The sequence below is a fragment of the Microbacterium sp. CR_7 genome (assembly GCF_041954755.1).
Classification (GTDB): Bacteria; Actinomycetota; Actinomycetes; order Actinomycetales; family Microbacteriaceae; genus Microbacterium.
Map to the genome: position 1 here is coordinate 421,285 of NZ_JAVAYF010000002.1, position 14,064 is coordinate 435,348.

The 14,064-nt window shown below is 70.1% G+C and carries 12 protein-coding genes; 7 read left to right on the forward strand and 5 right to left on the reverse strand.

Translation table 11 applies throughout. From position 1 onward, the window contains the following. Window positions 1-6 precede the first annotated feature (6 nt). Window positions 7-1,341 carry a M20/M25/M40 family metallo-hydrolase gene (locus RAC81_RS05240; RefSeq protein ID WP_375081335.1) on the reverse strand — a complete coding sequence of 445 codons (1,335 nt, stop codon included), beginning with the start codon at window positions 1,339-1,341 and terminating at the stop codon, window positions 7-9. Window positions 1,342-1,392: 51 nt separating this feature from the next. Here RAC81_RS05240 and RAC81_RS05245 point away from each other — a divergent pair, with 51 nt between their 5' ends. Together RAC81_RS05245 and RAC81_RS05250 are read left to right on the forward strand one after the other, a co-directional pair. Continuing rightward, entirely contained in the window at window positions 1,393-2,400 is a 1,008-nt protein-coding gene (locus tag RAC81_RS05245; protein ID WP_375081336.1) for an FUSC family protein, read from the forward strand. Window positions 2,401-2,460: 60 nt separating this feature from the next. After that, window positions 2,461-2,727, forward strand: a complete 267-nt coding sequence (locus RAC81_RS05250; RefSeq protein ID WP_375081337.1) for a glutaredoxin family protein — start codon at window positions 2,461-2,463, stop codon at window positions 2,725-2,727. A gap of 40 nt (window positions 2,728-2,767) precedes the next feature. Here the strand turns inward: RAC81_RS05250 and RAC81_RS05255 are convergent, their stop codons facing one another. After that, entirely contained in the window at window positions 2,768-3,844 is a 1,077-nt protein-coding gene (locus RAC81_RS05255; protein WP_375081338.1) for a winged helix DNA-binding domain-containing protein, read from the reverse strand. Window positions 3,845-3,941: 97 nt separating this feature from the next. On the opposite strand from RAC81_RS05255, the gene RAC81_RS05260 reads away from it, so the two are divergent. Further along, window positions 3,942-4,352, forward strand: a complete 411-nt coding sequence (locus RAC81_RS05260) for a VOC family protein (RefSeq protein ID WP_375081339.1) — start codon at window positions 3,942-3,944, stop codon at window positions 4,350-4,352. An 18-nt stretch (window positions 4,353-4,370) separates the two neighbouring features. Here the strand turns inward: RAC81_RS05260 and thrC are convergent, their stop codons facing one another. Both thrC and erm read right to left on the reverse strand, forming a co-directional pair. After that, the gene (gene thrC, locus RAC81_RS05265; protein ID WP_375081340.1) at window positions 4,371-5,774 is read right to left on the reverse strand and encodes a threonine synthase; all 1,404 of its coding nucleotides are present in this window, start codon (window positions 5,772-5,774) and stop codon (window positions 4,371-4,373) included. Between the two features lie 63 nt (window positions 5,775-5,837). Further along, window positions 5,838-6,611, reverse strand: coding sequence for a 23S ribosomal RNA methyltransferase Erm (gene erm / locus RAC81_RS05270; protein WP_375081341.1), 774 nt, complete (start codon window positions 6,609-6,611; stop codon window positions 5,838-5,840). A gap of 326 nt (window positions 6,612-6,937) precedes the next feature. Here erm and RAC81_RS05275 point away from each other — a divergent pair, with 326 nt between their 5' ends. From RAC81_RS05275 to treZ, 4 genes are read left to right on the forward strand one after another with little or no spacing between them, the layout of a single operon-like run. Continuing rightward, complete coding sequence (locus RAC81_RS05275) at window positions 6,938-7,222, forward strand: hypothetical protein (RefSeq protein ID WP_375081342.1); 285 nt, start codon at window positions 6,938-6,940, stop codon at window positions 7,220-7,222. Further along, window positions 7,219-9,429, forward strand: coding sequence for a glycogen debranching protein GlgX (gene glgX, locus RAC81_RS05280; RefSeq protein WP_375081343.1), 2,211 nt, complete (start codon window positions 7,219-7,221; stop codon window positions 9,427-9,429). The genes RAC81_RS05275 and glgX overlap by 4 nt, the downstream gene beginning before the upstream one ends. Then, window positions 9,426-11,774 (forward strand): malto-oligosyltrehalose synthase, encoded by a 2,349-nt coding sequence (gene treY / locus RAC81_RS05285; protein ID WP_375081344.1) that lies wholly within the window; start codon window positions 9,426-9,428, stop codon window positions 11,772-11,774. Before glgX ends, treY begins: the two co-directional genes overlap by 4 nt. Further along, window positions 11,771-13,528 carry a malto-oligosyltrehalose trehalohydrolase gene (gene treZ / locus RAC81_RS05290; protein ID WP_375081345.1) on the forward strand — a complete coding sequence of 586 codons (1,758 nt, stop codon included), beginning with the start codon at window positions 11,771-11,773 and terminating at the stop codon, window positions 13,526-13,528. The genes treY and treZ overlap by 4 nt, the downstream gene beginning before the upstream one ends. 6 nt (window positions 13,529-13,534) lie before the next feature. On the opposite strand, the gene RAC81_RS05295 is transcribed toward treZ, so the two are convergent. Continuing rightward, window positions 13,535-14,011 (reverse strand): GNAT family N-acetyltransferase, encoded by a 477-nt coding sequence (locus RAC81_RS05295; RefSeq protein ID WP_375081346.1) that lies wholly within the window; start codon window positions 14,009-14,011, stop codon window positions 13,535-13,537. Between the last annotated feature and the right edge of the window lie 53 nt (window positions 14,012-14,064).

Genomic DNA, 14,064 nt, shown 5'->3' on the forward strand with positions numbered 1-14,064 from the left:
GTGAGATCACCCTAGCCGTTCGAGCAGCGCGCGATGGAAGCGCTCGCCGCGCTCGAGAGCCGCGATCTCGACGTGCTCGTCGACCCCGTGGATGGAGGCCCGCTGCGCGTTCGACATCTCCAGCGGAGCGAAACGATAGACGGCCGAGGCGAAGCGGTGGAAGTGCCGGGAGTCGGTAGCCGCCATCATCACGTACGGCACTGCGGGGATGCCGGGGTGGGACACGGCGAGCGCGTCGGCGAGCAGAGCGAACTGCGCGTTGTCGACCGCCGACTCGGGCGAGGGCTCGCTGGCGTCGACCACCGTGACCGTGACGAGCGGATCGCGGATGCGGCGGCGCACCCTCAGCACGGTCTGCTGCGTCGTCTCCCCCAGCGCGATACGGAGGTTCACGGTCGCCGACGCCTGCGAGGGCAGGACGTTCGCGGCCGTGCCGCCCGACTGCATGGTCGGCGCCACGGTGGTGCGCACGAGAGCTGCGGCTTCTCCCCCGAGCGCCGCGAACGCGGGCCCCGTGAGCCAGGGCGCGGAGCCCAGCAGCCGCAGCAGGTGGCGAGCGGCGCCCGGCGTCTCGGCGGCGAACCGAGTCAGCATCCGTGCGATCGCCGTCGAGACCCGGGGCCGGAAGGTCGTCGGCCCGAGGCGGTCCACCGCTCGCGCGATACGGCGCACGGCGGTCAGCGGCGGCGGCGCCGAAGCGTGGCCGCCGTCGCCACGGGCCGACAGAGTGAGCGTCATGACGCCCTTCTCGCCGACGCCGATCATCGCGGCACGACCCGGCACGAACGGCAGCGGGGCGTCGACGACCGCACCGCCCTCGTCGACGACGAGCCACGGGACGATGCCGCGGTCGCGGAGTACACGCGCGATCTCCTCGGCCGCGCGGCCGAACGTCTCCTCGTTGCCGCCGAACGAGAGGTACACGTCGCGCGTCGGGGTGAACCCGCCCGCCAGGAGGTTCTCGACCGCTTCGAGCACGACGATGAGCGGGCCCTTGTCGTCGAGCGCGCCGCGCCCGTACACGATGCCGTCGGCGATCACGCCGTCGAAGGGAGGATGGGTCCAGTCGTCGCTCTCGTCGACCGGCACCACGTCGTAGTGCGCCATCAGCACGACAGGTTCATCGGAGCGACCTAGGCTGCCTCGCCAGTGGAAGAGGAGACCGAGGTCGGTGTGCCGCTCGACGGTGAGAGACTCGTGCGTCAACGGGTAGAGCTCTCGGAGGAGGGCGACGAAGTCCTCGAAAGGCTGCATCCCGCGCTGATCGAGCTCGGCCGACACCGTGGGGAGCTGGATCACCCGCGAGAGGCGGTCGGCGATTCCGGGGCGGGGATCTGTCACGAGGGCCATGGTATCGGCGGAGGCATCTTCGGAACGCGAGAGAATCGAAGGGTGAGCCTGTTCGCCTTCGCCCCGTCCCGCGGCCCGCGATGGCCCCTCGCCACACAGGCCGCGCTGGGGATCGCCGCACCGATCGCGATCATGACCCTGCTCGGTCAGCCGTCGCTCGGGTACATCGCGGCATCCGGAGCGTTCACGGTGCTGTTCGCCGGCTCGGCGCCGACGATCGACCGGGCACGCGTGCTCCCGTTCGTCGCCACCGGCCTCATCGCCAGTGCGGCGCTCGGCGTCGCGGTGTCGGGCAGCCCGTGGCTCGTCAGCGTCGGCGTCGTCGTCATCGCGATCGTCAGCGCCGCGCTGTCGTTCGGCTTCCGTCTGGGGCCACCAGGGCCGCTGTTCTTCGTGCTCGTGTTCGGGCTCTCCGCCCACGTCGTCGCGAGTTCGCCGGTGGCGCCACTCGTCTACCTCGGCGCTCTCGCCGGCGGGTGCGTCTTCTCGTACGCGGTGGCCATGACGCCGCTCCTGCTCCCCCGCCCGCGGGCCGCCGCCGCGCGTCCGCTCGGCGAACTGCTCCCAGGGCCGTCGCTCGACGTCGACTCCCGCCTGCTGCTCCTCCGCGTCGCCATCGTGTCGGTGCTGGGCGTGCTGCTCGGTCTCGTCGTCGACCCGGCCCGCACCTACTGGATCGTCGGCTCGGCGGTGGCGGTCATCGGCATCGCCGCAGCCCGCCGGGCGGCCGTGCAGCGGGGTCTGCACCGGATGGTGGGAACGGTCGTCGGCGCGGGTGTCTACGCACTGCTGGCGCTGCTGCATCCGACCGGGCTGTGGCTGGCGGTGCTGCTCGGCGCCCTGCAGTTCGCGATCGAGCTCGTCGTCGTGCGTCACTACGCGCTCGCGCTCGTCTTCATAACCCCGCTCGTGCTCCTCCTCACCGGGGCTGCCACGGGCGACATCGGCTCGATGGGCGTGGCGGGAGAGCGCATCGTCGACACCGTGGTCGGGGCGGCTCTCGGCGCCGCATCCGGTCTCCTGCATCCGCGCTCCCCCGCCGAGGCGTGACGGCATCGGGAACAGCCGCGGACGGCATCCCGTTCTCCCCTGTGTGAGAGGACGACGATCATGGAGCTGACCCTGGTGACCTCGGCGTTCTGCGGTGCCTGCGCGCGAACGCGCTCCGTATTGGCCGAGGCGACCCGATATCTCCCCGATGCCACCGTCACAGAGATCGACGTCGCGCGTGACCCGGATGCGGCGGAAGCGCTCGACATCCGCGTCACGCCCACCGTCATCATCCGCGATGCCGTGGGTGTGCAGGTGTTCCGCGCAGAAGGGGTGCCCACCGTGCCCCAGGTGCTCACCGCGGCGGTCAAGGCCCTGCCCGCCTGAACGACGAAGCAGGAGCTCGAGACCGCCCTGCAGCACCCGCTCAGTGCTGTTCGATGCGAACGGAGCGTTCGGCGTCGGGGAAGAGCGCGTCGAGCATCCGTTCGCCCTCGACCACCACCGCCTCCTCGTCCGCGATCGGCGCGAAGGCGCGGACCGTGATCCCGCCGGGGCCGCTCTTCCAGATGCCGGCCGCCATGCCGTCGACGAGAAGCGGACGCGCCGGCAGCAGGAGGATCTTCGACCGGTGCTCGGTCGCGAGCACACGGGTGCGATCGTCGTGTCCGAGCAGGACGTTGTCGAACTCGCCGAGGAAGCGAGGAGGCACGGGAGTGTCTTCGTCGGGCAGCGGACCGTCCGGCACATCCAGCAGCTCACGGCGGCGATCGTCGGAGAACCGGCGCAGGTCGAGTCGCTTCACGATGTCGCGAACGCCGGCGAGCCCGGTGAACGCGCGGATGTCAGAGGTGCTCGCCGGGCCGAAGGCCGTGAGGTAGCGCAGCACGAGATCCGCCGGGTCGGCATCCGCGCGCAGCGGACGGCCGAGCGTGGCGGCGATCGGAGCCAGCATCGCCTCTGCTCTCTCTCCCCAGACTCCCCGCGGTGGCGGTTGCAGGAGCGGCGCGAGGTAGACGACGGCCGCAGCGAGAGCCGCCGGCGGGTGCCCGGGGAATCGTTCGGCGAGCTCCCTGCCGAGCGCCGAGGCGGTCCGAGGCTCGGCTTCCAGAAGCGCGCTTCCCCACTGTGCGACCTCGGCGACGTCCACCCCGTCGAGTTGACCCCGGAATCCGTTGCGCAGCGCCCGATCGAGTGTCGGCTGCACGATCGGTCGCCAGGCGAGCGCGTCATCGACAGTGTGCAGGTGGATGGTGGCGCGCTGCGCGACGAGGCGTACCAACGAGAGATTGGCGATTCGGCTGCCGAGCTCGTGAGGATCGAAATCGGCGATCCGCGACCAGAGCGCGAAGTACGGAGCGATCGGCACCTGCGCCTGCACACCGGCGAGATACGCGACCGCCTCGCGGATATCGATCTGTGCGCGCTCGTCGAGGAGCTGCCGCCGCATCAGCGCGCGATTCAGTGCGCGGGTCGACAGAACGGAGCCGGCGGGTCTCGTCATGAGCAGACGCTAGCAGGGGCTCTTGCGCGCGCGGCCGCCCGGGCGCACGATGATCGTAGTTCGGACCGATCAGGACAGAGCACACCCGGGAGCAGTCATGGCGAATCTGAATCCGTATCTCTCGTTCCGCACCGAGGCGCGGCAGGCGATGGAGTTCTACCGGGAGGTGCTCGGGGGCGACCTCGAGATCACCACGTTCGGGGAGTTCCCCGACATGGTGCAGGACCGGGACCAGGCGGACCTCGTGATGCACGCGCAGCTCACGACCGACGACGGCCTCGTGCTCATGGCATCGGACACCCCGATCGGGATGACGTACGAGGCTCCCGCCGGCATCTCGGTCTCGCTGAGCGGCAACACGCAGGCGCGCACGCAGGAGGTGTGGAACGCGCTGTCCGCGGGCGCGACGGTCACGATGCCGCTCGACACCCCGCCGTGGGGCGGGACGTTCGGGATGCTCGTCGACCGCTTCGGCATCGCATGGATGCTGCACGGCGACCCCGAATGACCGGATCGCCGCGAGCGGTCAGCGCAGCGCGTTCTCCTGGATGAACGCGCGGAGGGCCTGCTCGTCGTCAGCCATCTCGGTCACGTGCTGCGGGGCGTCGAGCATGGCTCGGAGCTCGTCGGAGTAGTCCAGCTCGATGCCGATCGCCTCGCGGATCGTGTCGGCGAACTTCTGCGGCTTCGCCGTCTCGAGCACGAGCATGGGGACGCCCGACTCGACGTACTCGCGGGCCACCTTCACACCGTCGGCCGTGTGCGGGTCGATCACGTCGTCCGAGGTCTCGTAGACCGAGCGGATGGTCGCGAGTCGGTCGTCGTGCGTCGAGGTGCCGCTGACGATGCCGTACTCGTCGACGAACCGCGCGAGGTCGGCCGTGAAGTCGAAGTGGCCCTGCGTGTCGAGGTCGTTCCACGCGCTCACCACACGGGCGGCATCGCGGCCGACGAGCTCGAAGATGAACCGCTCGAGGTTCGAGGCCTTCGAGATGTCCATCGACGGGCTCGAGGTCGCCAGGGTCTGCGCGGCGCTGCGCGGACGGTAGACGCCCGTGCGGAAGAACTCGTCGAGCACGTTGTTCTCGTTCGCGGCCAGCACGAGGCGGCGGATCGGCAGCCCCATCTCCTTCGCGAAGAACCCGGAGAGGATGTTGCCGAAGTTGCCTGACGGGACCGTGAAGGACACCTCGGTCCAGCCCCCGGCATCCGTCGCCCGCAGCCAGGCCCAGAAGTAGTAGACGACCTGCGCGGTGATGCGCGCGAGGTTGATCGAGTTCACCGCACCGAGGTGCTGCGCGCGCTTGAAATCGAGGTCTCCGGCGAGCGCCTTGACGAGGTTCTGACAGTCGTCGAAGACGCCGTCGATCGCGATGTTGTGGATGTTGTCGTCGTCGAGGGAGAACATCTGCGCACGCTGGAACGTGCTCATGCGGCCCTGCGGCGAGAGCATGAAGACCGAGATGCGGTCCTTGCCGCGCAGCGCGTGCTCGGCTGCCGACCCGGTGTCGCCCGAGGTCGCGCCCAGGACGTTGAGGACATCGCCCCTCTGCTCCAGCGCGTACTCGACGACCTGGCCGAGGAACTGCATAGCGAGATCCTTGAACGCCAGAGTCGGTCCCTCCGAGAGTCCGACCAGGGTGAGACCCCCGTCGATCTCGCGGAGCGGCACGACCTCCTCGGGGAACGGCGCGTAGGCCGCGGCCGTCATTCGGGCCAGGTCCTCGCGCGGGATGTCGGTGGCGAACAGGCCGAGCACCTCGGTGGCCAGTTGCGGATAGGCGAGCGCGCGCCAGCGCTCCAGGGTCTCCCCGTCGACCGTCGGCATGACCTCGGGCACGGCGAGACCGCCGTCGGGGGCGAGGCCTTCGAGCAGCGTCTCGCAGTACGGCAGCGGCTGCATGCCGCCTCGGGTGGAGATGTACTGCACGGGAGCTCCTCGGTTCGGAATCGGCACGGGATCTCCATTGTCGCAGGTGCGCCGTCGGTGGTTTCACGATCGGCCTCCTCGGCCGAGCGCACGCCACAGCCCGGCCCACTCCTCGGCGCCGAGCTCGCGCGGTAGACGCAGATCCGCTGCGCCCGCTTCGCGCAGGGCCGCTCGCGCGCGCGCAGCGCCGACGTGCGTCGCTGCGGAGACCATCGCGGTCAGGCTCGCTCCGCGCGCGGTGAAGACGGCACGGACGAATGCCTCGTACGCGCGGCGGTCGCGCGCCGACACGAGCGGCTCGTCGCGGCGAGCGATCGTGAGCAGGCCGCCGTCGACGCTCGGCTGAGGTGTGAAGGCCCATGCGGGCACCCGTGCCTCGAGAGCGACCGTGAACCACGGTGCGACCTGCGCGGTCATCATCGTGCCGCCGCCGACTCCGGCCCGCTTGCGCGCCACCTCCCACTGCGTGAGCAGCACCGCGTGCGTCCAGCGGTACGACGACAGCATCCGCCGCAGGATCGGGGTGGTCAGATGGAAGGGGATGTTCCCCACGAGGACGTCCGCGTCGAAAGGATGCCGCAGCGCGTCGCCTGCGCGGACGGTGACGCTCGGCAGAGCTGCGCTGAGTCGCCGGGCACGGCGCTCGTCGAGTTCGACAGCGGTGAGCGGCCTGTTCAGACGCGCCAGCGCGCGTGTGAGGGCGCCGTCGCCGGCTCCGAGTTCGAGGATCGATCCCGAGGTCGCGCCGACGAGGGAGACGATCCGGTCGACGGTGGGCGTGTGGGTGAGGAAGTTCTGGCCGAGCTCGTGGCGGCCGCCATGGTGTGAACGAGGCATAAGTGCGCTCCGGATGAGTGATCGGAGCACCTCTGAGCAGGGTGGACGCGATGCGTCGAGAGACAGCCCGTCCCGAGGTGCGATGACATCTCGGTGGACGGCGCGCTGATGCGTGCGAGTGCGAGCGCGCCGTCAGGGGCGGCGGTCGCGGAACACGGCGATGCGCCCCATCACGGGCGCGCTGTCTATCATGCCGGCCAGCCTAGCCCAGGGGCGCACGCGATGCGCATCGGTATACCCTGTGTGTCCGTCGGAGGCAATGGGTTATCCCTTCTCGACCCGAACTCGTAGCGTGAGGCTCACCAACTACAGAATCGGGAGCACTCATGTCTGCGAACACCCCCACCGCACATGACCAACGCACGGAGTCGCGGGACCTTGACGCGCAGCCGACACCCGCTTCCGAGCCCCTGTACGAGCGCGTCGACATCGACCGCTACGTTGTCTTGCATGAGGGTCCTGTCGGATACATCGAGCACGTCGCCCCGGTCTTCGTCTGCTACGTCGGAGTGCCGTACCCCCGCGCGGAGGAGGTGGCGCAGGTGCACGACTTCCACGACGCGGTGAAGACGGTCCTGCACCGCGCAGCGTCTGTTCGGCGCGCTCTGTGAGCCTCGAGGTCTGGCCCGGGTCGCCGTATCCCCTGGGGGCGACGTTCGACGGACAGGGCACGAACTTCGCGCTGTTCAGCGAGGGAGCCGAGAAGGTCGAGCTGTGCCTCTTCGACGAGGACGGCACCGAGCATCGCGTCGAGCTGGAAGAGGTCGACGCGTTCGTCTGGCACGGCTACCTGCCCTCGATCCAGCCCGGTCGTCTCTACGGCTACCGCGTGCACGGGCCGTTCGACCCCGCGCAGGGGCAGCGCTTCAATCCGAACAAGCTCCTGCTCGACCCGTATGCGAAGGCCGTCTCCGGCCGACTCGACTGGGGCCAGCCGCTGTTCGGATACGACTTCGGCGAACCCGACTCCCGCAACGACGAAGACTCGGCCGCGGCGATGGTCAAGGGCGTCGTCGTGAACCCGTTCTTCGAGTGGGCGGGCGACCGTCTGCCCAAGACTCCCTATGCGCAGACCGTGATCTACGAGGCGCATGTGAAGGGCCTCACGATCCAGCACCCCGACGTCCCGGAGGACCTTCGGGGGACGTACGCCGGGATCGCCCACCCCGCCGTCATCGAGCACCTCGTGCACCTGGGGATCACGGCCATCGAGCTGATGCCGGTGCACCAGTTCGTGCACGATTCGATCCTCGAGGAGAAGGGGCTCGCGAACTACTGGGGCTACAACACCCTCGGCTTCTTCGCCCCCCACAACGAATACGCGTCGAGCGGCCAGCACGGCGAGCAGGTGCAGGAGTTCAAGGCGATGGTGCGCGCGCTGCACGCGGCGGGCATCGAGGTGATCCTCGACGTGGTCTACAACCACACCGCCGAGGGCAACCACCTCGGGCCGACCCTGTCGATGCGCGGCATCGACAACGAGGCCTACTACCGACTGGAGGAGGACCGCCGGTACTACACCGACTACACCGGCACGGGCAACAGCCTGAACGCGGGCAACCCGCATTCGCTGCAGCTCATCATGGACTCGCTGCGCTACTGGGTGACCGAGATGCACGTCGACGGGTTCCGCTTCGACCTCGCATCGACCCTGGCCCGGGAGTTCTACGACGTCGACCGCCTCGCGGCGTTCTTCGAGCTCGTGCAACAGGATCCGGTGGTCTCGCAGGTCAAGCTGATCGCCGAGCCTTGGGACGTCGGCCCCGGCGGATACCAGGTCGGCAACTTCCCGCCGCAGTGGACGGAGTGGAACGGCAAGTACCGTGACACGGTCCGCGATTTCTGGCGCGGCGAGCCGCAGGCGCTCGGCGAGTTCGCCTCCCGGCTGACGGGGTCGGCCGACCTCTACGAGCGTTCGGGCCGGCGCCCGGTCGCCTCGATCAACTTCGTCACGGCCCACGACGGCTTCACGCTGCGCGATCTCGTGTCGTACAACGAGAAGCACAACGACGACAACGGCGAGGACAACAACGACGGCGAATCGCACAACCGCTCCGCGAACAACGGGGTCGAGGGCCCGACCGACGACGAAGGCATCAACCGGCTCCGCGCCCGTCAGCAGCGCAACTTCCTTGCGACGCTGCTGCTGTCGCAGGGCGTCCCGATGATCGCCCACGGCGATGAGCTCGGCCGCACGCAGCACGGCAACAACAACGGCTACGCGCAGGACAACGAGATCACCTGGGTGGACTGGGAGTCGGCCGACCTGCCTCTCGTCGAGTTCACCGCGGCCGTCGCGCGCCTGCGCCGCAACCACCCGGCGTTCCGACGCAGCAGGTTCTTCGACGGGCGCCCTGTGCGTTCGGAAGACGGCGAGCGTGTGCCAGACGTGGTCTGGTTGCGCCCGGACGGACGCCGGATGGAACCGGAGGACTGGGACAACGGCTTCGGCCTGGCGGTCGGCATGTTCTTGAACGGGCAGGGCATCAGGGAGAAGGATCGCCGCGGCCAGCCCGTCTCGGACCAGAACTTCCTGGTCTACTTCCACAGCGGAACGGATGCCGTCGACGCCGTGCTCCCCGACGAACGCCTCGGCAGCGCCTGGGACGTGGTCGTCGACACCTTCGGCGAGCGCGCGGGCGAGACCCGCCTCGCCCCCGGATCGTCGATCACGCTCGAGGCGGCCTCGCTGCTGGTGCTGCGCGAAGCTGCGGAGGAGGAGCCGCCGACCGACGACTCGGTCGAGGCGTCACTGCGCATGCAGACCGAGCGCACCGAGGCACCCGCCCCGGCGCCGTCCCCGGAGCTCCCTCGATGACTCGGCGTCCGCTCTCGACGTATCGCCTGCAGATCCGCGCGGGATTCACGCTCGACGACGCGGCGGCGACGACCGACTACCTGTCGGCGCTCGGCGCGTCGTGGGCGTACCTCTCGCCTCTGCTGGCTGCGACCCCGGGCTCGGACCACGGCTACGACGTCGTCGACCACTCGCGCGTCGACGAGTCGCGCGGCGGGCGGGAGGGCCTCGACCGGTTCGCCGCCGCGGCGCGCGCAGCCGGCCTCGGCATCCTCATCGACATCGTGCCGAACCACGTCGGCGTCGGAAGCCCTCGCGACAACCCATGGTGGTGGGATGTGCTGCGTCTCGGTCGCGCGTCTCGTCACGCCATCGCGTTCGACGTCGACCGTCGGCTCGGCGACGGTCGCATCCGCCTGCCAATCCTCGGCTCATCCGTCTCCGAGGTGCTGGCCGCCGGGGACCTCGTCGTCGACACGACTCCGGCCGACGATGCTCCGGACGGCACCCTGCACTACTTCGAGCACGTGCTCCCGCTCGCCCCCGGCACGGGCGAGCTCGCGGACGACGTGCCGGCACTGCTCGATGCGCAGAATTACGAGCTGCGCTTCTGGGAGGATCAGAACGCCGAGCTGAACTACCGCCGCTTCTTCGCGGTGCCGGAGCTGGCCGGCATCCGGGTCGAGCTCCCGGACGTGTTCCAGGAGTCGCACCGCGAGATCGTCCGCTGGATCACCGACGGTCTGGCCGACGGTCTGCGCGTCGATCACCCCGACGGCCTGGTCGATCCCGCCGGCTACCTCGAGAGCCTCGCGGATGCCACGGGTGCGGCGTACACGCTGGTCGAGAAGATCCTGGAGCCGGGTGAGGAGCTGCCGCCGTGGTGGCGCACCGATGGGACCACAGGGTACGACGCCCTGGCGGAGATCGACCGCGTGCTCGTCGACGGCGACGGCGTGGCAGAGCTCGACGCGCTCGACGCCCGCCTTCGCGAGGAGACCGGGCTGCCCGTGCGGGAGGACTGGCACGACCTCACGGTGTCGACGAAGCGCATGGTCGCCGAGACGATCCTCCAGTCCGAGGTGCACCGGCTCGTGCGGTCGCTGCCGCACGGCGTCGTCGCAGCGAAGTACGCCCTCGCCGAGATCATCGCCGGGTTCCCGGTGTACCGCTCGTACCTCCCGGCCGGAGGCGAGCACCTGCAGCGGGCGATCGACGCGGCGACCGCACGCCGGCCCGACCTCGCCGAGGCCATCGGCGAACTCACCCCGCTGCTCTTCGACACGGCGCTCGAGGTGTCGGAGCGCTTCCCGCAGGTGAGCGGCGCGGTGATGGCGAAAGGCGTCGAGGACACCGCGTTCTACCGCTTCACCCGGCTGGGAACGCTGACCGAGGTCGGGGCCGATCCGTCGATCGCGTCGCTGTCGGTCGAGGCGTTCCATGAGGCGCAACGCACCCGGCTGGCCTCCTGGCCGCACTCCATGACCACCCTGTCGACGCATGACACGAAGCGCTCGGAGGACGTACGCGCCCGCCTCTCGGTGCTCGCCGAGATCCCGGATCGGTGGGCCGAGGTCCTGTCGGATCTCCGCGCCGTCGCGTCAACCGGACACGGCCCGCTCGACGCCCTGCTGTGGCAGGCGGCCGTGGGTGCCTGGCCGATCTCGACCGAGCGACTGCGCGAGTACGGGCTGAAGGCCGCGCGCGAAGCCGCAGAGGGCACCACCTGGCAGCATCCGGACGAGGAGTTCGAGAAGGGCGTCGTCGCGATCGCCGAGGCGGCGAACGGCGCGGCCCGCGGCATCCTCGACGGATTCGTCGGCGAGATCGTCGACCACGGGCGCAGCAACTCGCTCTCCGCCAAGGTGCTGCAGCTCGCCGCGCCCGGCGTGCCCGACGTCTATCAGGGCACCGAGCTCTGGGACCACTCGCTCGTCGACCCCGACAACCGCCGTCCGGTCGACTTCACGGAGCGCGAGCGGATGCTGCGCATGCTCGACGCCGACGTGGCGCGCGGCGCCCTGCCGCCGGTCGACGACTCCGGGATCGCGAAGATGCTCGTCACATCCCGCACCCTGCGACTCCGTCGTGACAACCCCGAGCTGTTCGAGCGCTATCGCCCTGGTGTCGCCGCGGGTTCAGCATCCGATCACGTGGTGGCGATGGACCGCGGCGGCGTGCTCGCGGTCGCGACCCGGCTGCCGGTCGCTCTCGAGCGGCGCGGCGGGTGGGGCGACACGGTGCTGCTCCGCCACGACCTCCCCGCGACCGACGCCTTCACGGGTCGCCGCATCGAGCCGGGGCCCGTGCGGCTCGCCGAGCTGCTCGATACCTATCCCGTCGCACTGCTGGTGGACGAACGATGATCCGCGTCTGGGCTCCCCGCGCCGAGCGCGTGCGTCTGCGCCGGCTCACCCCCGGCGGCGCGATGATCGGCGAGCACGAGCTCGCTCGCGACGAAAACCGCGATGGCTGGTGGGCGATCGACGTCGACCTGCCCGAGGGCGAGCGCTACGGCTTCCTTCTCGGCGACAGCGACGAGCTGCGCCCCGACCCGCGCTCGCTGCGTCAGCCGGGCGGCGTGCACGGTCCCTCGGCGGTGTTCGACACGAAGCTCTTCGAGTGGGACGACCACGACTGGACCGGTCGCCAACTCGCCGGCGGCGTGATCTACGAGCTGCACGTCGGGACCTTCACGCCGGACGGCACGCTGGACGCGTTGATCGGACGGCTCGACCACCTCGCAGACCTCGGCGTCACCCACGTCGAGCTGCTGCCAGTGAACGACTTCAACGGCGAGTGGAACTGGGGCTACGACGGCGTGCTCTGGTACGCCGTGCACGAGGGGTACGGCGGCCCCGCCGCGTATCAGCGGTTCGTGGAGGCTGCGCACGATCGCGGCCTCGCCGTGATCCAGGACGTCGTGTACAACCACCTCGGCCCGAGCGGCAACTACCTGCCCGAGTTCGGTCCGTACCTGCGCGACGGCCAGAGCAACACGTGGGGCGCGTCCGTGAACCTCGACGAGCACGAGGTACGCGAATACATCATCGAGAACGCGCTGATGTGGCTGCGGGACTTCCATGTCGACGGCCTGCGCCTCGACGCCGTGCACGCGCTGCACGACGACAGCCCGACGCACCTGCTGCGTGAGCTCGCGGAGCGGGTCGACGCGCTGTCGGCGCACCTCGGCCGCCCTCTGACGCTGATCGCCGAGTCGGACATGAACGATCCGACGCTGATCCTGCCCCGCGAGGCCGGGGGCTACGGGCTCACCGCCCAGTGGTCGGACGACTGGCACCATTCCGCTCACGTCGCGCTGACCGGCGAGACCGCCGGGTACTACGAGGACTTCGCCGATCCCGAGGCGCTCGTGAAGGTGTCGCAGAGCGGGTTCTTCCACGATGGCACCTACTCATCGTTCCGGGAGCGCAACCACGGCTCGCGGATCCCGGAGACGGTGCCCGCGTGGCGCCTGGTCACGTTCGCGCAGGACCACGACCAGATCGGCAACCGCGCTGCGGGAGACCGCCTGTCTGCGACGCTCTCGCCCGAGCGGCTCGCGGTCGCCGCGGTGCTGACCCTGACCACTCCCGGCACGCCGATGCTGTTCATGGGCGAGGAGTGGGGCGCGTCGACTCCGTGGCAGTTCTTCACCTCGCATCCCGAGCCGGAACTCGGCCGCGCGACCGCCGAGGGACGCATCGCCGAGTTCGCCAAGATGGGCTGGGATCCGGCGCAGGTGCCCGACCCGCAGGATCCGGCGACCTTCGAGCGCTCCCACCTGCGCTGGGAGGAGATCGATGAGCCGACGCACGCGGGCCTGCTGTCGCTCTACCGTCGTCTGACCGCGCTGCGGCGGGAGCGGCCCGAGCTCACCGACCCCGACATGACGCACACGCTGGCCGCCGTCGAGCACGCGGACGCAGCCCCGGATGCCCGGGCGTTCCGCATCGATCGCGGCGCGGTGGCGGTGCTGATCAACCTCACGACGGGCGACGTCGACTTCGAGATCCGCCCCGGCGACTCGGTGCTGGTGGAGACCGCGGACTCCCGCCTGCACGAGGACCGGATCACTCTCGGACCCGAGTCGGCCGCGATCGTCGGACCGCCCCTCTGAGCTCGCTCAGGGCGTGAGGTCCTTCGCGAAGCAGAGCGACAGGTCGCTGCCGACGTAATGCCCGTAGAGCGGGATCGCCGCGTACCCCTCGCGCGTGTAGAACCGGACAGCGTCAGGTTGCGCGGTGCCCGTCTCGAGCACGAGACGACGGATGCCGAGGCTGCGCGCCTCGTCCTCCAGACCGCGCAGCAGGGATGCTGCGGCACCGGTGCCCCGCGCCTCCGGTGCCGCGTACATGCGCTTGATCTCGGCGACCGCGGCTCCGAGATCAGGTTCGTCGAGCGGGCGGAGGCCGCCGCAGACGATCGCCTGCCCCGCGGAGTCCCGCGCGAGGAGGAACACCGCGACGTCGTCGGCAGAGGGGATGACTCCCGGCTCGTGATCGTCGCTGCCGTACCGTTCGTCGAGCTCCCGACGCTGTGCAGCGCGCAGCCGCACGGCATCCGCGTGCTCCCAGTCGACGCGGTGGATCGTCACGCCCATCTGTCCCTCTCCCTCATCGCTGCGCCCAGGCTACCGACGCGACGTTTCGCCGA

Coding starts and splice junctions, on each gene's coding strand:
- RAC81_RS05250 (WP_375081337.1), top strand. CDS start 2,461: ATGGAGCTGACCCTGGTGACCTCGGCGTTCTGCGGTGCCTGCGCGCGA.
- RAC81_RS05255 (WP_375081338.1), bottom strand. CDS start 3,844: ATGACGAGACCCGCCGGCTCCGTTCTGTCGACCCGCGCACTGAATCGC.
- RAC81_RS05260 (WP_375081339.1), top strand. CDS start 3,942: ATGGCGAATCTGAATCCGTATCTCTCGTTCCGCACCGAGGCGCGGCAG.
- erm (WP_375081341.1), bottom strand. CDS start 6,611: ATGCCTCGTTCACACCATGGCGGCCGCCACGAGCTCGGCCAGAACTTC.
- RAC81_RS05275 (WP_375081342.1), top strand. CDS start 6,938: ATGTCTGCGAACACCCCCACCGCACATGACCAACGCACGGAGTCGCGG.
- treY (WP_375081344.1), top strand. CDS start 9,426: ATGACTCGGCGTCCGCTCTCGACGTATCGCCTGCAGATCCGCGCGGGA.
- treZ (WP_375081345.1), top strand. CDS start 11,771: ATGATCCGCGTCTGGGCTCCCCGCGCCGAGCGCGTGCGTCTGCGCCGG.
- RAC81_RS05295 (WP_375081346.1), bottom strand. CDS start 14,011: ATGGGCGTGACGATCCACCGCGTCGACTGGGAGCACGCGGATGCCGTG.